The organism is Aquimarina sediminis (genome assembly GCF_002895435.1).
Classification (GTDB): Bacteria; Bacteroidota; Bacteroidia; order Flavobacteriales; family Flavobacteriaceae; genus Aquimarina; species Aquimarina sediminis.
In genome coordinates, this window is sequence record NZ_POYJ01000002.1 from 522,554 (window position 1) to 543,047 (window position 20,494).

A 20,494-nucleotide genomic window follows, 5' to 3' on the forward strand; every position below is an offset into this window, starting at 1 on the left:
TATCTTAATTCTCATTAATATCCGGGATTTTGTTCTAGATTCGGGTTTTTATCTAATTCTTCTTGTGGAATGGGCATTAGAAGATTAGAATCATCCCAGTTTCGGGTTTCCCATATCTCTTTTCCATCTCCAATAAGGTTTCCGTCAGAATCCATATCTACTCTATATATCGTTAATGTTTCTGAATTACCCGCAATGCCCCACCTTCTAATATCCCAAAAACGATGTTCTTCAAATGCGAGTTCAATTCTACGTTCGCGTCTTACTCTGGTTCTTAATTCACTTTGACTAGCGATAGTTATAGCTGGCATATTTACTCGAGCTCTTACCGTATTTATTGCATCAACTGCGAGAGGGAGGTCGTTACCCGACTCTATCAAAGCCTCGGCGTAGTTCAGATATATTTCAGCTAGTCTTACATGTATCCAATGTTGTGTACTTCCTTCATTATGGTTTCTATCTTCTTGAATCATTTTTCGCATACCATAACCGGTTCTTGTGAAATCACCACTTGTTGCTATACCTGCAGAACCTCCGGGTCTGAACTCCCATGTTAGCCCTTTCCACTCAGAGCCATCATATAAAATTGATGCTTCGAATCTGGGGTCCCTGCCTGCATATGGGTTACTGGCATCATATCCAGATCCTGCTTCAGATGGTAATAGTCCAGTGTCTTTCATCTCATATTGATCAACCAAATTTTGTGTAGGACCTGTGCCTCCCCATCCACTTACGGCAGCGGTAGATTTGGGAGTGTTAAATAAATTTGCCCAATGAGTCTTATCGGGATCACTAAATTGTGTGTCAAAAATTACTTCAGAAGCTTCATTATTAACAAAAACACTTTCGTAATCATTATCAAGTGTTTTTGAAGTATTATCTAATACTAGTTTAGACGCTGCTGCAGACTCAGGATATTTACCTTCATATAATAATACACGCCCTTTCATAGCAATAGCAGCATCCCAAGAACCTCTGGTAGAGCTTGTGGATGCCGCATTTTCAAAAAAACTAGCTGCTATGTCAAATTCAGAAACTATGAAATTTAAGGTCTCTTCTTTTGTGTTCCTTTCAACAGATAAGTCATCAGAAAGTTCTTGTGGGACAGAGATGATAGGAACGCCTCCAAAGGTTTTTAGTAGTAAAGAATAAAAATACCCTCTTAAAAAATGTGCTTCACCTTTTAACTGATTGTTGATCTCATCCTGTCCTTGTAAATCATCATAGTTATTAATAAAATTATTTAATCTTCTTATTTGAAAATAAGCATTATCCCAAAGACCATTAAATGGAGAGTTGTTTGCTGTAATTGATGCAGTATTAAATATCGTGTTAGAACTCGGCCAGGTATATGAATTTTCAGCATTATCTGTTGCCGCATCTAACATATACCATCCTCCTGGTGCACCAAATCCTTGGGGGACACCATTATAAACAGCATTAAGAAATGCTTTTGCAAATCCGGGATCTTCAAATACGATTTCTGAAGAAATGGTTCCTCGAGGATCGAGGTCTATCGAATCTTTATCACATGAAGTGTGCAAAAAGACAAGTGAAATGATAACAATTGTTATTTTTTTCATAATTGTAGTTTTTTAAAATTGTAAGTTAAACCCTAAGTTGTAGACACGTTGTTGAGGATAGAATCGACCTCTTTGTTGTGGGTTTTCTGGGTCCAAATGTTTGATTTTAGACCAGGTCGCTAAATTCCTTCCATTTAAATAAATTCTCAATTTGTCTAACCCTAATTTGCTTGTGATTTTTTTAGATAATGAATACCCTATTTCTACATTCTTAAAACGAACGTAATCACCGGGGACTATCCAATATGATGATAATCTTTCATTCACAGCATTACTGGTTAAGGTAAGTCTAGGGTAGCTAGCATTGGTATTAATTACATTACCATCTGTACCGATTTGTGCACGATCTAAATGATCATCAAATACTTTTCCACCATTAAAGAAAGCCCAGGCCGCTTCTTGAGATAGATACATATCAAAGTTTGTTGCTCCTTGAAATAATGCTGAAAAATCAAATTGTCTGTAGTTAAACCCTAGATTAAGACCAAAGGTTATTTCTGGAGTAATGCCTCTACCTATTACTGTTCTATCATCGTTATCTACAAGACCATCTCCGTTTAAATCTGCATAACGAATATCTCCCGGTTGAGGGTTTTGAGTTTGATAGACCCCTCCTGGAGCGCTGGCATTTAAGTCATCAATTTCTTGCTGAGTTAAAAATAGACCTTGGGCAATAAAACCAATACGAGGGTGATTTGGATCAATAATAGACCTCCCTGTTAGTCTTCTTAAAGGATCTACATCTTCAACTTCTGCAATGTCTATAACTTCATTTTTGGCATAACCAAAATTAAGATTTACGAAATAGTCTAGATTTTTAATATTGTTGCTGTGGTTTAAAATAATTTCGAAACCTTTATTATCAACTATTCCAATATTTTCTCTTGGTAAGCTTGCACCAAAAGTACTGGGAACCGTTAATGCCCTGGTAGTTAGTATATCTGATGTTCTTTTGTAAAAAACATCGGCTTCGAGGGTAAATAAATTGTTCCACAAGCCTGCTTCGAGACCTAAGTTTACTGTTTTTGCTTTTTCCCAGGTGGTAGAAGGATCGGCTAAACCATTACTGGCTATGGACTGAGATACATCACCGTTATCTACAAAAGGATTGTCAAAGCCGAAGAATTCTAAAAACCTAAAACCACCTACACCGGCATCGCTACCCAATTCTCCATAAGAAGCTCTGATCTTTAAATTGTTAATGGCTTTGGAATCTGCAAGGAAATTTTCTTCAGATAGTCTCCATGCCATAGAAAATGAAGGAAAAAAATCAAATCTCGATTCTTTACTAAATTTATAGGAACCGTCATATCTACCATTAAATTCAAATAAATATTTATTGTCATAAGCATATGTGAACCTACCTGCGTATCCTAGTATGGCTGTTTCAAACCTACCATTAGAAATTGATCGAGTATCTGCATCTCCTGCGATAAATAAATCTGCACTTGTACCAATTATATTATTGATACTACTTGTTACGATATCGTATTCAGTTTCTGTACGTGAGTAAATTAATTTGGCTCCAAAGTCATGTTTATTAATAGTTTTGGAGTAATTTAAAATGGCTTCAGTTGTTAATTGATATCCTTTGGATCGAGATTCAAATAAACTGGCTTTTTCATCTCTATCGGTAGGAGTACTTAATGAGAATTCTCCTGTATCCGGATCAAAAGTAGTGTAAGAGGTAGGTATAGTAAATGTCGAAATACTACCATTAAAATTATCTCTATTAGCATTATTTCCTCCTGCTGACCTGTCATAAGCTACTTGAGTTGTTAAACTTAGACCTTCAATAAAAGGAAGTTTAAAGTTGAGAGCAATTCTAGACTGAAATTCAAAATCCTCTATTTTACTATATCCACCATTATCAATAACGGGTTGCTGGCTAAATATAGAATATCCTCCATTAGAGAATTGATTCACCTCGGTTGGTGGAGTTCTCATTAAGTTTCCAAATATTGTTGTTGAACTTCTTGAAGTACGTTCTCTGTTTTCTAATGCTCCACCAAAATCTGCTTGTAAGTTTATATTGTTATTAATGTCAACATCAACGTTTGATCTAAAGTTAAAGCGATCATAGTTATTGTTATTGTATAGAGCATCTTGGTATAAATAACCTAGCGATGTGAAATATCTTATGGTGTTGTTTTCATCACTCCCATTAGCAGATATGTTAATGGATTGCATAAAAGAATTATTTGCCAATGTTTCGTCAAGCCAATCCGTATTAGGATGAGTGTCAGGACTAGATCCATCTCTGAATTTTTCCAAATCTTCATTGGTATATGCAGGATCTACCCCGTCATTAGAGTTTGCTTCATTTAATAATGTCGCATAGTTGTACGAGTCCAAAAATTTAGGTAATCTGGTTGGCTCTTGAAAGCCTGAATACATATCTACATTAAATTTGGTTTTACCTTTACCTCTTTTTGTAGTTATTAAAATTACACCATTAGCAGCTCTCATTCCATATATCGCAGCAGCAGCAGCGTCTTTTAGAACACTAATGCTTTCTACATCATTTGTGTTTATGTTGTTTAAAGATCTTGGTATACCATCGACTAGTACAAGAGGAGAGTTTGAATTTAGCGAACTGATCCCTCGGATATTAATAGAAGAGCTACCATTTCCAGGTTCTCCCGAACTCTGTATGGTGGTAACACCCGCTAACCTACCAGAAAGAGCATTACTTAAACTTTCGGTACTATTTTTAACAATACCGTCAGACTTGATCATAGTTACTGAGCCTGTAAGGTTCACTTTCTTTTGACTGCCATATCCAACTATGACAATTTCATCTAATACAGAAGTGTCAGTTTTGAGTAATACAGTTATTTTCTTTTCTTTACCAACAACTATCTCTTGGGTTTCATAACCCAGATAGGTGATTACCAAAATATCGCCTTCTTGAGTTTCGATACTAAAATTTCCGTCAAAATCAGTTGTTGTACCAATAGTGGTGTTTTTTACAACTATTTCTGCCCCAATAATCGGAATCTGATTTTCGGCTTCCGAAACAGTACCCGTCACTGTTTTTTGTTGAGCTTGGATTGAGCAGACGGCAAACAGTGTAAAGACGAGTAATGTTTTAATACATAATTTTTCCATACTTAAAGTAATTAGTTTGAATTCAACAGATAAACTTGTGTTATATCTTGTTTTTTGTCATTTAAATAATGATATCTGTAAAAAAACACCTCTCTTTTTATTAATATCATAATTTTTAACATGCCGCAATATATAGTAACTTAATATTTAAAACCAACTACTCCCTACCAGTTTTTTTGTTTTAATTATATTTTTATCTTTGCTATATGAAATTAATTAGTATAGAAGAAAATTTAGGTTTAGCTAAATACAAACAAATAGTTTTGTCTATTGAAAAAGGTTTGCTAGATGGAGTTTTAAAAAAAGGAGATAAATTACCATCTATCAATAGTATCAAAAATAAATTTTCGGTTTCTAGAGATACCGTTTTAATGGCTTATAGTGAATTAAAAACCAGAGGGATTGTACAATCAATACCTGGTAAGGGCTATTATTTGAAAAGTGAAAATATTGATACTATTCACAAGGTATTTTTGCTGTTTGACGAATTAAATGTTTTTAAAGAAGATTTATACAATTCTTTTTTAAACAAATTACCAGATAATGTGCAGGTAGATATTTATTTCCATCACTTTAATTATGATGTGTTTAGTAAGCTTATTTATGATAATATAGGTAACTACAATAGTTATGTAATTATGCCGGCTAATTTAAAAAATACTAAAACTGTTATTGAAAAACTACCTAGTGAAAAAGTATATATTTTGGATCAAACAAATGAAGAATTATTAGAGTATCAAACAATTTTTCAAAATTTCGAAAAAGATATTTTTAATAATCTAATCAAAAGCATAAATCGCATTAAACAGTACGAATGTTTGATTCTCTTATTTCAAGATGATAAGCAGCCTGAAGGGATGCTTGTAGGGTTCAATAAATTTTGTAAAGTGTCAAATGTTGATAATGAAGTAGTAGATTCATTAGAAAGTATAGCACCACAAAAAGGAGATGTTTATATAATACCAGATGATCGAAATCTAATTGAGATAATTCAAAAAGCTAAGAAAGAAAAATTGGTAATAGGAAAGGATATCGGTATCATAGCCTATAATGACACTTTATTAAAAGAAGTTGTAGAAGGTGGAATAACAACCATTACTACTGATTTTAAGTATATGGGAGCTCAATTGGCTCAAATGATTTTTAATAAAGAACACAGTAGAATAGAAAACCCAAACTCTTTAATTATTAGGAGTTCTTTATAATCATTTGACGGATTTTATATAATTGTTATACAAATTAATAAATAAGAAGTAAAATGGTTTTTGGTATTCCCAAAAACAAAAACCCAGAAACACCTTGTACATACTAAACCATATAGATAATAAGGATCAAAATTACTTAGAGTTGAGTAATTCGACAACGAGTTTTTTTGCTAAAATTTGCTTAAGATTTGGAGGAAGCCTACAAAAACTGACACTCCATGAAAATCAAATTATTAAAGAATTTGAACCTTTTAACAAAGAAAAACCTTATGCTTCGGCTATTCTATTTCCCTTTACCGGGAGGATAAGAAATGGGCAATATGATTTTGAGTTAGAATCCTACCAGCTCGAGATGGATAAAGAAAATAACACAGCTCTGCACGGATTTGTTTATAACAAAGAATTTGATTTAGTAGATTATGAATTATCAGAAGAATTAGTGACAGTAAATCTCGAACATATTGAAGATAAAAAAAACAAGGGATTCCCTTATAACTATTCATTATTAATGACATATAAGTTTACCCATGAATCTGTAATTACTTATGTCACTATTAGAAATAAGGATGAATATTCTTTTCCTTTTAGCTTAGGTTGGCACCCTTTTTTTTTCAGTAGTAGTTTGTATAATAGTTATTTGGAAATTGAAAGTGATCGAGAAATAGTTTTCGACAATGAGATGATACCCGTAAAGTTCCAAAACAATGCTCTAAAATCACAAATTCAAATAAAAGATCTAAAACTAGATGATTGTTATAGGCTTAAAAATAATAGTGTAAGGTTTATAACACCAGATTATACTTTAAATATTAGTTCTTCTTCTCAGGAAAATTATTTGCAAGTGTATACACCGGCAGATAGTAAAGATTGTATAGCCATTGAGCTTATGACAGCACCTGCAGATAGTTTTAATAATAAGGTTGGTTTTAAATCTCTAGTCCCAGGAGAAAAATATAATATAAGTTGGAAAATAGCCCTTTCCAAAAATAACTAATGTTTAGTCTAATCAAATATTTATGATGCAGTTTATAACGTTTTTAATATTTACCATTTTAGTAGCAGTAATTTCTTATTATAAATCTAGGAAAACAAGTGAATCTACTTCTGATGGGTATTTTTTAGGAGGAAGGAGCTTAACAGGTATTGTTATTGCAGGTTCATTACTTTTAACGAACCTTTCGACAGAGCAAATTGTAGGGCTTAATGGTGCTGCTTTTAAAGATGGTATCTTGGTGATGGCTTGGGAAACATTGGCCGCGATTGCAATGGTTGTAACGGCAATTTTCCTACTTCCTCGATATCTAAAAGGAGGGATAACAACAGTACCTCAATTTTTAGAAAAGCGTTATGACAAAACCACCAAAACAATAACATCAGGTTTGTTTTTAAGCGGCTATGCCGTCGTGTTATTACCTATAGTATTATACTCGGGTGCATTGGCAATTAGTAATATGTTCAATGTAGCAGAGTTATTGAATGTTTCCAAAAATGAAGCCTTATGGATTACGGTGTGGTCAATTGGTAGTATTGGTTCTGTTTATGCAATTTTTGGAGGGTTAAAAGCTGTAGCAGTTTCAGATACTATAAATGCAATTGGTTTACTAATTGGAGGTATGCTCATTCCTTTTTTTGGATTAATGGCTGTTGGCGATGGAAGTGTATTTGAAGGAATATCGACACTAATGACTGAAAATCCTGAGAAATTCAAAGCATTAGGAGGTCCTAAATCCTCTGTACCTATTGAAACTATTTTTACCGGGATGATGCTAGTACAATTGTTTTATTGGGGCACTAATCAAGCCATTATTCAACGAGCATTAGGTGCTAAAAACTTAAAAGAAGGTCAAAAAGGATTGCTTTTGGCATCGTTTATCAAAATATTGGGACCACTAATAGTAGTGTTACCAGGGATTATAGCGTATCATATGTTTGGTGGTCAGTTAGAGAATCCTGATGAAGCATACCCTATGTTGGTTTCAAAAGTACTGCCCAAAGCATGGGTTGGTTTTTTTGCCGCTGTGTTGTTTGGAGCGATTTTAAGTTCATTTAATTCTGCATTAAATAGTTCGGTAACCTTATTCGGTATAGATATTTATAAATCACATTTTAATAAGGACGCAAGTGAAAGACAAGTCGTAAAAATTGGAAAGCAATTTGGTATTATTCTAGCAATTGTTTCAATGTGCGTAGCACCATTATTGGCATATGCCTCAGAGGGATTATTTGGATATTTGCAAGAAGCTAATGGGATTTATAGTATTCCGATTTTAACTATTATTCTAGTCGGTTATTTGACAAAATATGTGCCAGCAATTGCAGCCAAGGCTGGAATAATATCAGGATCAGTATTATATGTTATAAGTCAGTTTATAATAAAACCATACGTTATTGGTTCAGATAACTATCCCCATTTCTTGCATGTAATGGCAATCTTATTTGTGTTTAATGTACTGATAATGCTAATTATTGGGAAAATTTGGCCCAGAAAAGAAGCTTACGTTCAATCGTATACTCAACAAGTCAATATCGTTCCCTGGAAACATCTGTATAAAGTGGGGATAGGTATTTGTGTCATTGTTTTAGGAATCTATATATACTTTACATAAAATGGAATCAATTTTATCTAACATTACAAAACCATACAGCTTTTTTACAATCATTGTTTTATTGATTTTAGGCAGTTGTACGGAAAGAGAAAGAACATTTAAGGCTTCAGAAGTTTCTATACTCCCAAAACCAAATATGATGGTTTTAGAAGAGAGTTCGTTCAAAATTTCTTCAAAAACTACAATTTCTATTGATGATGATGAACAAAAAAACAGTGCAAACTATCTAATAAAGATGTTAAGTGCCACTACTGGATTTACACTAGAAGTTAATAAGGTACACAAAAAATCAGTAATACAATTTTCAAAAATAGAAGGGTTGCAGCCTGGAGCATATGAATTATATATTAATCCAAAAAAAATTACAATTAAAGCTAGTGATGAGTCAGGATATTTTTATGGTATTCAGTCATTATTACAATTAATTATACTTCAAGAAAATACTGATGCAAAATGGGAGATCCCAAGTTTAATCATTAAGGATCAACCACGATTTAGATGGAGGGCTTATATGTTGGACGAATCACGTTATTTTCATGGTGAGGAGTTTGTAAAACGTATTCTGGATCAAATGGCACTTCTTAAAATGAATGTGTTTCATTGGCATTTAATCGATGATGCAGGGTGGCGTTTAGAAATAAAAAAATACCCTAAGCTTACAGAAATCGGGTCAAAAAGAAAAGATACAGAAATCGGCACATGGAAAAGTGGAAAAACATCTGGAGAACCGCATAGTGGGTTTTATACACAAGAGCAAATTAAAAACATAGTAGCTTATGCCAAAGAACGACATATAACGATTGTTCCTGAATTTGAAATGCCTGGGCATTCGAGTGCTGCCATTGCTGCTTATACCTGGTTAGGCACGGCTGGTAAAGAGATTGAGGTACCAGTCACATTTGGAAGACATTATGATAATTATGATGTCACCAAGCCAGAGGTCATCCAATTTATAAAGGACGTCCTTACAGAGATGTTCGAACTGTTCCCTTCAGAAGTTATTCATATTGGAGGAGATGAGGTTGGTTATAAAGTATGGGAAGAATCAGAACATGTACAACAGTATATGAAAGAAAAAGGAATGAATACCGCTGCAGATTTGCAAGTAAATTTTACCAATGAGATTTCAAAATTTATGCAGCAAAAAGGAAGAAGAATGATGGGGTGGAACGAAATTATGGGGATTAACGTACATAAAGATTTTGAAGAAAAAAAGAATGATAAAGAAGCAGAAACAGAATTGGCTAGAAACGTGGTTGTTCATTTTTGGAAAGGAAATATTGACTTAATGACACAGGCCGTTAAAAACGGTTATGGAGTTGTTAATTCAATTCATAGTAGCACTTACTTGGATTATAATTATAAAACTATTGGTTTAAAAAAGGCTTATGATTTTAATCCTATTCCCAAAGATTTGGAAGAAAAGTATTATAAAAATATATATGGGTTGGGCTGTCAAATGTGGAGTGAATGGACACCTACAAATGCTGATATAGAGTATCAAACATTTCCAAGAATTGCAGCTTATGCAGAAGTTGGATGGACGACTATGAAAAACAAAGATTTTGATAGTTTTAAGATCGGGCTAAATCGACTTCAGAAATATTGGGATTTGCTAGGCATTAATTATGCAAAAATGGTTGATTAACTATTTATTAGCTAGCCTATAATTTAATAAAATTGAATCAGAATTAATATAGAACAAGAAGATACAAGAATATTAGTATAAAAGGTAAAAAACACACTCAAATGCGATTTTATATGATTATAGATAAAAAAACACATTTCAAAGTTAAGACAGTTAGAAGAGGCTTTATGATATTCCTTTTTTCGGTAGTTGTTATGACTTTGTATAATTGTAAAGAAAAAGAAGTCGATACTGTTTTTAGGAGTGATTTTACTTCTTCTTACCAACGTACTTGGATAGGTCCGCAATATTGGTCTAATCCCATACAAGATTGGCAAATTTTTAATGGAAAATTAGAATGTTTAGTAAGTAAGAAAAATAGAAATGTTCATGTTTTAACACAAAAAATAGATTCTATACATGGAAATTTAGAAATGAGCGTAACCTTTAAGTTGTTTAACTTCAATACTGATGGAAACAAAAATTGGATAGGTTTTGGTTTAGGTTCTAAAGGAGAGTTTAATGATTATAGGGATGACGCTATTTTTGGAAAAGGATTAAACATAGGAATTACTACCGATGGAAAGTTGTTTATTGGAACCATTCCAGAAAATGGTGAGGAAAACAAAATGCTTAAAGAGCAATTGAAAAAGGAATTAACATTAAATGTAGAAGTTAAATACAAAGATGAATCATATACAATAATATTATCAGTATTAGATATTGAATCCACTACTCCAGTACATCAAATAATCAAAAAAAATATTGACCCTAAAAGCTTAATAGGTGATTTGGTATTAATAAGCAACTATGAAAATCAAACCAATCCAGAACATAAAAGTGTTGCCTTTAAAGACTGGCGAATTTCAGGATCCAAATTAAAAACATATAAAGAGAACACATTTGGTCCTATAATGTTTTCACAATATACATTAAGTCAAGGAACTTTAAAGTTAACTGCTCAAATGGCACCAGTTAGTCTAAGTAATAAAGAAAAAGTTCATTTGCAGATCAAGGAAGGTAGTAATTGGAAAACCATTAAAAGTTGCAAAATTGATCAAGATTCCCGAACCTCAGTATTCAAAATCAAGAAATGGGATAATAGTAAAGACATATCGTATAGATTGGCTTATAAAATAGATAATGGGAAAAATAAAAAAGAAGAATTTTATAGGGAAGGAGTTATACGAAAAGAGCCGCTTGATAAAGATGAATTTATAATAGCAGCATTTACAGGAAATGATCACTTAGGTTTTCCGCATACTGAAATAACTGATAATGTTAAAAAACAAGACCCAGATATATTGTTTTTTTCTGGAGATCAAATATATGAACCTAGTGGAGGTTATGGAATACAAAGATCCCCACTAGATAAAGCAAGTCTTGATTATCTAAGAAAATGGTATATGTATGGATGGAGCTATAGAGATTTGATGAAAGATAGACCGACCATAAGTATTACCGATGATCACGATGTTTATCATGGAAATATATGGGGAAACAATGGCAAACCTACTCCTAGAGAATATGGTTTTGGAGCTAAAGCTCAAGATGCAGGAGGGTATAAAATGCCTCCGAGATGGGTAAATATGGTTCAAAGAACACAAACGAGTCATTTGCCTGATCCTTATGATCCAACTCCTGTAGAACAGGGTATCAAGACATATTATACTGATATGTTTTATGGAGGAATTAGTTTTGCTATTCTAGAAGACAGAAAATTCAAATCAGCTCCAAAAGAGCTTCTGGGAAAAGCAGATATCTGGAATGGCTGGGTACAGAATAACAGTTTTGATGTAAAAACTGAAGCAGATGTTGCAGAAGCTAAACTTTTGGGAGATAGACAAATATTGTTCTTAAAAAATTGGACTTCTGATTGGAGATATAATACTCAAATGAAAGTACTACTATCGCAAACTATTTTTTCTAATGTAGCTACGTTACCCGAAGAAGCATTGTCTGATGTTGTTGTACCCAAATTAAGAATTATGAAAAAGGGAGATTACCCACCAAATGACAAACCCGTATCAGATTTTGATTCTAATGGGTGGCCGCAAACCGGGAGAAACAAGGCTATAGAAACTATTAGAAAAGGATTTGTTTTTCATTTGGCAGGCGATCAGCACCTTGGTTCTACTATTCAATATGGTACAAAACAATGGAACGATGGAGGATATGCTTTTTGTGTTCCATCTATTACAAATCACTGGCCAAGAAGATGGTACCCTTCAAAAGGAATGGAAAAAGAAAATTCTCAAAAACCGAAATACACTGGAGATTTTGAAGATGGTTTCGGAAACAAAATGACTGTTTATGCAGTGTCGAATCCTTTGTATACGGGAAAAACTCCTGCAAAAATATATGATAGAGCTTCTGGATATGGAATTGTACGATTACATAAAAAAGAGAGAGAAATAACCATGGAATGCTGGCCAAGAGGAGCAGATATTCTAAAAGGAGATAGCCAGCAATATGAAGGATGGCCAATTAAGATAAAGCAAGAAGATAACTATGGAAAAAAAACTAATACATATTTACCAGAAATACAAGTGAAAGGTATAACGAATCCGGTTATACAAATAACAAATGAGGTAACAAACGAGATAGTATATACCCTTCGTATTAATGGAAGTACATTTTTACCCAAAGTGTTTAATAAAAATCATACCTATACCCTTAAAATTGGTAAAAATATTGGTGATCCTTTGGAGACAAAAGTATTTGAAAAATTAAAACCAAATCAAAAAGAAACTTTAATTGTCGAATTTGATGAGTAAGATAAAAAACATAGAATGGTTATTAAGGCTTGGTGTATTTCTAACCTTTTTAGGACATGGTATTTTATCGATCGGTAAAAACCCTCATTGGATTCCTTATATTGAAGCTATTGGGATGTCTAGGAATGTCTCTTTAAAATTGTTAACGATTATTGGATGCTTGGATGTAATAGTTGCTCTGATAATCTTAATAAAACCCAATAAGTATGTAATACTTTGGGCTTTTGTTTGGGCGTTTTCTACTGCACTAATTCGCCCTATTTCTGGAGAATCAATTTGGACTTTTATCGAACGAGGCTCAAATTGGGTAACACCATTAGTGCTATATTTCTACATAATTGAAGTTAAACCATTATCTATTGAGAGTAAGAAAAAGATAGTTTAGAAAATAATAAATAGTGATAATAAAAGATGAAAACATATATGATGCAATTGTAATCGGTACTGGAATTTCTGGTGGTTGGGCTGCAAAAGAACTCTGCGAAAAAGGTTTAAAAACCTTAGTGCTTGAAAGAGGTAAGGAGGTTAAGCATAATGAAGATTATAATACTGCTAATAAGGAGCTGTGGGACTTTGAGTTTAGAAGGAGACCAAGTCTTTCTGATCAAAGAAAACAATATAAACAAGCTAGAACAGGTTTTGTAACAAGGGAAGATACCAAACACTGGTTTGTAAATGACCTGAAGCATCCCTATAATGAAACAAAACGCTTTGATTGGATAAGAGGGTATCATGTTGGTGGTAGATCCATTACTTGGGGAAGACAAACCTTAAGAATGAGTGACCTGGATTTTGAAGCCAATAAAAAAGAAGACATTGGTGTAGATTGGCCTATTCGATATAAAGATATCTCTCCCTGGTATACTAAGGTCGAAAAATTTATAGGTGTGAGTGGTGAGTCTTTGGGACTTCCGCAGTTGCCAGATGGTTATTTTTCTCCTCCTTTTCCCTTGAATGTGGTAGAACAAAAGTTCAAAGAACAAATAAAACTACATTATCCCGATAGGTGTTTAACTATGGGAAGGTTTGCTAATTTGACTGGTGATGAAACGCATTTGGGTAGAGCCAATTGTACGTATAGAAATAAATGTATGAGAGGATGCCCTCATGGCGGTTATTTTAGTAGTAATGCAGCTACGTTACCTGCTGCAGAAAGAACAGGAAATATGGTGTTACGGGCTAATTCAATTGTGTATCAAATTGTCTATGGCGATACTTTAAAAAAGGCGACTGGAGTTATAGTAATAGATGCGCTTACAAAAGAAAAGATAGAGTTTTCGGCAAAGATTATTTTTTGTTGTGCATCCACTATTCCAACTACCAGTATTTTATTGCAGTCTACTTCCAAAAGATTCCCTAATGGATTGGGAAATGATAGTGGTGAGCTAGGGCATAATTTAATGGATCATCATTTTAGAGTAGGGGCTTCTGGTACTTATAATGGATTCAAAGATGTACCATATGTAAATAATCGTCCAGCTAGTTTTCATATTCCCAGATTTAGAAACTTATCGGATAATCGGTCTCAACAAAAGTTTTTACGAGGATATTCCTTTCAAGGAGCAGCTCGAAGGAGTGATTGGAGAAGAGCAATCCAAGAATTAAGCTATGGAGAGCCTTTAAAAGAAAAACTAACAAAGCAAGGTTCCTGGCAAATAGGGATTACCGGTTTTGGAGAGTGTTTACCTTATCACGAAAATAAAATGGTATTGGATTATAGCAAAAAAGATTCCTGGGGATTACCAACGGTGACTTTTGATTGTGAATTTAAGGAAAATGAAAAATTAATGCGTAAAGATATGCAGGAACAGGCTATAAAAATGCTTACCAAATGTGGGTTTACCGATGTAAAAGGGTTTGATTCTTTTTTGGTTCCCGGGCATGCTATTCATGAAATGGGTACTGCACGTATGGGGCGAGATCCAAAAACTTCTGTGTTAAATAAATATAATCAAATACACTCGGTTCCTAATGTTTATGTTACAGATGGCTCATGTATGACCTCCTCAGGTAATCAAAATCCATCATTAACATATATGGCTTTAACCGCAAGGGCAGTTAACCATGCTGTAGAACAGTTAAAAAAAGGAAAATTGTAATTTATGGAAAGAAGACAGGCTATAAAAAACATCGCTTTAGGGCTGGGGCTTACAATCTCTACTCCTACTATATTAAATATTTTGTCTTCTTGTAATTCTGAAAACAAAAGTAGTAAAACCTTATTTCTTACCTCGCAACAAGAATATGTTATTACACATTTAAGCGATATTATCATTCCTGTTTTGGATGAACAGGATAGAAATGAACTTGATTTAGTACAGTTTATTGATAAAATGATTTACCATACCGTAGAAAAAAAGAAAAAAGAGCTTTTTAATTTAGGAGGTCAGCAATTTGAAAAAGCATTTCAATCTCGGTTTGATCAAAATTCGATGAATGGCTCCAGAAAGGAATACCAGGAACTGTTGGATAGCTATTTTTCAATTTCCCAAGAGGACCAAAAACTTTTATTTGAACAACTGGATTTGGATATAGCAGATATTCCGGAAAACAAAAAAACATCCTTATTGACATATCATTTCTTAACTACCATACGCCAATACAGTTTATTGGGTTACTATACATCTAAGATTTATTACGAAAAACAATAAAATTATTGGTCATGAAAAAAAAACTACACCTTAGTACTTTATTCATTTGTTTTAGCTGGGTTTTTTTTGCTCAAAACAAGCCGCTCAAGGATATTTATAATTATATCGAAAACCCAAATATAATTGCGGAGAATAAGGAAGATGCTCATGCTACTTTTTATACATTTTCGACTGTTGAAGAGGCTAGAAAAAATGAATATATTAACTCAGAGAACTATCTTTCGTTAAATGGCCTTTGGAAATTTAAATGGGTAAAAACCCCGGCAAATAGACCATCGTCTTTTTTTAATCCGACCTTCGATGTTAATAATTGGAGTACTATTAAGGTTCCGGCAAACTGGGAAATAGAAGGTTTTGGAATTCCTATCTATGTAAATCATCAATATGAATTTTCAGATTTTAAGGCACCAGTATCCAAAGAAATGGAATTTATAGATGGAAGATATCCTAAAAACCCAGGCAAGATACCTCATGATTACAATCCTGTAGGTTCTTATAAACGAAGTTTTAGCATCAATCCTTCCTGGAAGAATAAAGAAGTTTTTTTACATATCGGAGCTATGAAATCAGGTGGCTTTGTCTGGATTAACGGGCATTATGTGGGGTATTCGCAAGGAAGCAAATTACCAGCAGAATTTGACGTTACCAAGTATGTAAAAAATGGTAAAAATGATATTGCTATTCAAATTTTTAGGTGGACAGATGGTTCCTATCTAGAGTGTCAAGATTTTTGGAGAATCAGCGGGATTGAAAGAGGTGTATATCTGTATGCGCAACCCAAAATCCGTATTAAAGATATAGAAATTACATCTTTATTAGATGACACCTATAAAAATGGAGTGCTGGATGCTACCGTTCTCCTTCAAAATCATACTTCAAAAAGAAGAGAGATACAGTTGTTGTATCAATTACTGGATAAAGATCAAAAAATAGTTAGTTCTGGGAAAAAAGAGTTGAAAATTAATAAAAACCAAACAGCAACAATCAATTTTAGTGACCATATAAAAAGTGCTAATCTATGGTCTGCAGAACATCCAAACCTTTATACATTTATTGTTACTACCAAAGAAAAAAAGAAAACCCTTGAAGTGACATCAAATGTAATTGGTTTTAGGACTATAGAAATTAAAAATGGATTATTACTCTTGAATAATCAACATATTACTTTAAAAGGAGTAAATACACAAGAACATAACCCAAAAACTGGACATGTTGTTGATAAAGAACAGATTGTTAAAGACATAAAGCTTTGGAAAGAGAACAATATTAATGCAGTACGACTAAGTCATTACCCACAACCAGAGATGTTTTATGATTTATGTGATAGATATGGTATTTATGTTGTAGATGAGGCTAATATAGAGTCTCATGGAATGTATTATGGAGAACATTCTTTAGCCAAAAATAAAGCCTGGGAAAAGGCACATGTGGATAGAATGACCAGAATGGTAAAACGAGACAAAAATCACCCATCGGTGATTATCTGGTCTATGGGGAATGAAGCTGGTAACGGCACCAATTTTTATGCAGGGTATAAAGCAATAAAAGAGCTTGATAAATCCAAGCGTCCCGTACAATACGAGCGTACTTATAAAAGTAGAGATGGTTCATTATTCGATATGGATTGGAATACCGATATCATTGTACCGCAATATCCTTCTCCTGCTACCTTTCAAAAGATTGGAGAAAGTAAAACAGATAAACCTTTTATACCAAGTGAGTACGCGCACGCTATGGGGAACAGTACAGGTAATTTTCAGGATTATTGGGATATTATAGAAAAATATGATAATCTACAAGGAGGTTTTATCTGGGATTGGGTAGATCAGTCTATTTGGAAAACAAATGAAAAAAATGAAACCTATTATGCCTACGGTGGAGATTATGGAACAAATATGCCTTCTGATAATACTTTTTTGAATAATGGTATTGTATTTCCAGATCGAACACCACAGCCCGCATTGTACGAAGTAAAAAAGGCACATGAATTTATTAATTTTAAAAGTAAAGGAATTAATAAGTATAACGAACAAAGAATTCTGATCGAGAACCTATACGATTTTACAAATCTAAACCAATTTTACTTTACAGTATTTATTAAGGCAGAAGGGAAAGTAATTAAAGAACTAAAAATTGATGGCCTCGATGTAGTACCTCATACCAGTAAACTAATTAGAGTTCCTCTAGATGAAATCGCATCTAGACCAAACACAGAGTATTTTTTAGAAATAAAAGCGCTAACAAAAAAAGAATGGGGAATACTTAAAAAGGATTTTGAAGTAGCTCATGAACAAATACGCCTGGACTCAAAAATTAAATGGAAACCTAACGTACAAAAAGGCAAAGAAGGAGGTACGTTAAAATTAGAGAATGAGGATCAAAATATGATTACAATTTCTAATGATCATGTAACTGTAGTCTTTGATAAAAGAAAAGGGCAAATAGTATCTTATACATACCAAGAAAATGAGATTATAAAATATGGAAAAGGACCACAATTAAATTTTTGGAGAGCACTTACAGATAATGATTTTGGTAATAAGATGTTCCAGAATAATATTTTATGGAAAGAAGCTTCAACCAATTATAAAGTAAGTTCTTTTACAATAAAAGATGGTGATCCTCTTGAAATCACTATTGTATACACTTTGCCAGGAGTCAATACTACATTTACCTCTATATACAGTCTGTTTAAAAACGGTGTTCTCAAAATAAATAATAAGTTAAACAAAACAAGTTATAAGGGAGATATACCTAGAATAGGAATGAAACTTCAACTTCCGAAAGAAATGAACCTCTTAAGATATTATGGTCGGGGTCCCTGGGAAAATTATATTGATAGAAATGCTTCGACCTTTGTTGACCATTACAAATCGACCGTAAGCGAGCAATATGTGCCATATATCAGACCTCAAGAGAATGGTTATAAGACAGATGTGAGATGGCTTACTTTGGGCAATTCAGATAATATTGGTGTACAGGTTGTTGCCAGTATAAATAACCCTAAAAACCTAAGTTTTAGCGCACTACATATGTTGAATGAAGATTTTGATGCATCAAATCTATCCGGTTATAATAAAACTAAAACGGAGGAAAAGATTAATAAAAGAGATGGGATGCCAAAAATAGAAAGGCAAGGGCATACTATAGATATTGTAGAAAGAGATTTGGTACAATTAAATATTGATTTAGGTCAAAGAGGATTAGGTGGTGATGATAGCTGGTATTCCAAGCCTCAAGAACAATATCAATTAAAGAGTGGCAAGGTTCATTCTTATACTTTTTATATCATTCCTTTTGTAAATGGGGATGAGCAGTTATACATTAATAATTTTAAAAAGTACTTTCCTTTAAGATCTTTTGAAGGTAAAAAGTAATTTCTTAATTCATCTATTTATGAAAAATGTAAGTATTCTAATTTTTTGCTTGGGGATTATAGGTTGTAATACTCCAAAAGATAACGAGGTAGTATCACCTCCCAATGTTATTTATTTTTTGGCAGATGATCTTGGATATGGCGAGCTAGGTGTTTATGGGCAGAAAAAAATAAAAACACCACATATAGATGCATTGGCAAATAATGGGATGTTATTTACTCAGCATTATTCAGGAGCTCCAGTATGTGCCCCTTCACGCAATGTTTTTTTAACAGGAAAACATACTGGGCATGCTTTTATTAGAGGAAATGATGAATGGGCAGAACGAGGAGATGTTTGGGATTACCAGAAAGCATTTTTGGACCCAAGATTAGAAGGGCAATTTCCGATACCTCCAAATACATTAACATTAGGGAGGTTGCTAAAAAAATCAGGATATAAAACAAGTGTTTTTGGTAAATGGGGATTGGGTGCTCCAGAGAGTCAAGGTATTCCTAATCTACAGGGATTCGACTATTTTTATGGATACAATTGTCAGCGACAAGCTCATAATTTGTATCCCTCACATTTATGGGAAAACAGAAACAAAATACTGTTAAAGAATGAAATGATCCCCCCAAATACAAAATTGGATTCATTATCAGATCCCAATAAAGAATCAAGCTATCAAAAATACAACCAAAAGGAATATGCACCCGAAGTAATACATCAAAAAGCATTATCATTTATAAAGGAAAACAAAGAACAACCTTTTTTTATGTATTATGCCACGCCTTTACCGCATTTGCCTTTGCAAGCCCCTAAAAAGTACGTAGATGAATACAAGAATACTTTTGGAGAAGAAGAACCTTATATTGGTAATAAGGGCTACTTTCCTGCGCGGTATCCAAAAGCAACATATGCAGCCATGATTACTTATATGGATAAACAACTTGGTGAATTAGTAGCATTACTAAAGGAAGAAGGGATTTATGAGAATACCATTATTATTTTTTCTAGTGATAATGGTCCAACTTATACTGGAGGTGTTGATTTTGATTTTTTCGAAAGCTCTAAACCTTTTACAAATGGTTATGGGAGAACAAAGGGGTTTGTATATGAAGGAGGTATACGGGTGCCATTAATTGTAAGTTGGCCAAATCATATTAAAAAAGGAAGTAAGAATGACCATGTTTCAGCTTTTTACGATATGATGCCTACAATTTGTGATATAGCAGGGGTAAAACCTCCAGAAGGGATAGATGGTATAAGCTTTAAACCGACTTTGTTTAACCAAAAACAAAAAGATCATGAATTTTTGTATTGGGAGTTTCCGGGTTATAATGGTCAGCAAGCTGTGCGGATGGGTAAATGGAAAGGTGTTCGCAAAAATATTTTTGACGGCAATTTTGATGTTGAATTATATAATTTGGAAACAGATATTAAGGAAATGAATGATGTGTCTAAATCACATCCTGCAATCCTAAAAAAGATCAAACAAATAATGATTGATGAGCATGAACCTTCTTTAAATGAAAATTTTAAGTTTAAAGAATTAGGTGATTTGTAATACAAAAT

At 33.4% G+C, this 20,494-nt stretch carries 12 protein-coding genes; 10 read left to right on the forward strand and 2 right to left on the reverse strand.

Annotation, left to right across the window (positions count from 1 at the left end):
* Positions 1-14 precede the first annotated feature (14 nt).
* Both C1X07_RS06600 and C1X07_RS06605 read right to left on the reverse strand, forming a co-directional pair.
* On the reverse strand, positions 15-1,583 hold the full coding sequence (locus tag C1X07_RS06600) for a RagB/SusD family nutrient uptake outer membrane protein (protein WP_103069191.1): 1,569 nt from the start codon (positions 1,581-1,583) through the stop codon (positions 15-17).
* 12 nt (positions 1,584-1,595) lie between these two features.
* The gene (locus C1X07_RS06605; RefSeq protein ID WP_103069192.1) at positions 1,596-4,694 is read right to left on the reverse strand and encodes a SusC/RagA family TonB-linked outer membrane protein; all 3,099 of its coding nucleotides are present in this window, start codon (positions 4,692-4,694) and stop codon (positions 1,596-1,598) included.
* 206 nt (positions 4,695-4,900) lie between these two features.
* On the opposite strand from C1X07_RS06605, the gene C1X07_RS06610 reads away from it, so the two are divergent.
* The 10 genes from C1X07_RS06610 to C1X07_RS06655 all read left to right on the forward strand — a co-directional run bounded on the left by C1X07_RS06610 (position 4,901) and on the right by C1X07_RS06655 (position 20,486).
* The gene (locus tag C1X07_RS06610) at positions 4,901-5,899 is read left to right on the forward strand and encodes a GntR family transcriptional regulator (RefSeq protein ID WP_103069193.1); all 999 of its coding nucleotides are present in this window, start codon (positions 4,901-4,903) and stop codon (positions 5,897-5,899) included.
* A gap of 142 nt (positions 5,900-6,041) precedes the next feature.
* Positions 6,042-6,893 carry an aldose 1-epimerase gene (locus C1X07_RS06615; protein ID WP_164914110.1) on the forward strand — a complete coding sequence of 284 codons (852 nt, stop codon included), beginning with the start codon at positions 6,042-6,044 and terminating at the stop codon, positions 6,891-6,893.
* Positions 6,894-6,918: 25 nt separating this feature from the next.
* The gene (locus tag C1X07_RS06620; RefSeq protein WP_103069195.1) at positions 6,919-8,505 is read left to right on the forward strand and encodes a solute:sodium symporter family transporter; all 1,587 of its coding nucleotides are present in this window, start codon (positions 6,919-6,921) and stop codon (positions 8,503-8,505) included.
* A gap of 1 nt (position 8,506) precedes the next feature.
* Positions 8,507-10,153, forward strand: a complete 1,647-nt coding sequence (locus C1X07_RS06625; RefSeq protein WP_103069196.1) for a beta-N-acetylhexosaminidase — start codon at positions 8,507-8,509, stop codon at positions 10,151-10,153.
* Positions 10,154-10,266: 113 nt separating this feature from the next.
* The gene (locus C1X07_RS06630; protein ID WP_164914111.1) at positions 10,267-12,909 is read left to right on the forward strand and encodes an alkaline phosphatase D family protein; all 2,643 of its coding nucleotides are present in this window, start codon (positions 10,267-10,269) and stop codon (positions 12,907-12,909) included.
* A complete protein-coding gene (locus C1X07_RS06635; protein ID WP_103069198.1) occupies positions 12,902-13,294 on the forward strand; it encodes a hypothetical protein in 393 nt (130 codons plus the stop codon). Before C1X07_RS06630 ends, C1X07_RS06635 begins: the two co-directional genes overlap by 8 nt.
* Positions 13,295-13,307: 13 nt before the next feature.
* On the forward strand, positions 13,308-15,008 hold the full coding sequence (locus tag C1X07_RS06640; RefSeq protein ID WP_241507204.1) for a GMC oxidoreductase: 1,701 nt from the start codon (positions 13,308-13,310) through the stop codon (positions 15,006-15,008).
* A gap of 3 nt (positions 15,009-15,011) precedes the next feature.
* Positions 15,012-15,560, forward strand: coding sequence for a gluconate 2-dehydrogenase subunit 3 family protein (locus C1X07_RS06645; RefSeq protein ID WP_103069199.1), 549 nt, complete (start codon positions 15,012-15,014; stop codon positions 15,558-15,560).
* A gap of 11 nt (positions 15,561-15,571) precedes the next feature.
* Positions 15,572-18,937 carry a glycoside hydrolase family 2 TIM barrel-domain containing protein gene (locus tag C1X07_RS06650; protein ID WP_103069200.1) on the forward strand — a complete coding sequence of 1,122 codons (3,366 nt, stop codon included), beginning with the start codon at positions 15,572-15,574 and terminating at the stop codon, positions 18,935-18,937.
* Between the two features lie 19 nt (positions 18,938-18,956).
* Positions 18,957-20,486 (forward strand): arylsulfatase, encoded by a 1,530-nt coding sequence (locus tag C1X07_RS06655; RefSeq protein WP_103069201.1) that lies wholly within the window; start codon positions 18,957-18,959, stop codon positions 20,484-20,486.
* Positions 20,487-20,494 lie beyond the last annotated feature (8 nt).

Bases quoted from the DNA above. Each gene is read 5' to 3' on its own strand.
- C1X07_RS06600 (WP_103069191.1), bottom strand. From the start codon at position 1,583: ATGAAAAAAATAACAATTGTTATCATTTCACTTGTCTTTTTGCACACT.
- C1X07_RS06620 (WP_103069195.1), top strand. From the start codon at position 6,919: ATGCAGTTTATAACGTTTTTAATATTTACCATTTTAGTAGCAGTAATT.
- C1X07_RS06655 (WP_103069201.1), top strand. From the start codon at position 18,957: ATGAAAAATGTAAGTATTCTAATTTTTTGCTTGGGGATTATAGGTTGT.
- C1X07_RS06645 (WP_103069199.1), top strand. From the start codon at position 15,012: ATGGAAAGAAGACAGGCTATAAAAAACATCGCTTTAGGGCTGGGGCTT.
- C1X07_RS06635 (WP_103069198.1), top strand. From the start codon at position 12,902: ATGAGTAAGATAAAAAACATAGAATGGTTATTAAGGCTTGGTGTATTT.
- C1X07_RS06605 (WP_103069192.1), bottom strand. From the start codon at position 4,694: ATGGAAAAATTATGTATTAAAACATTACTCGTCTTTACACTGTTTGCC.
- C1X07_RS06630 (WP_164914111.1), top strand. From the start codon at position 10,267: ATGATTATAGATAAAAAAACACATTTCAAAGTTAAGACAGTTAGAAGA.
- C1X07_RS06625 (WP_103069196.1), top strand. From the start codon at position 8,507: ATGGAATCAATTTTATCTAACATTACAAAACCATACAGCTTTTTTACA.
- C1X07_RS06650 (WP_103069200.1), top strand. From the start codon at position 15,572: ATGAAAAAAAAACTACACCTTAGTACTTTATTCATTTGTTTTAGCTGG.
- C1X07_RS06610 (WP_103069193.1), top strand. From the start codon at position 4,901: ATGAAATTAATTAGTATAGAAGAAAATTTAGGTTTAGCTAAATACAAA.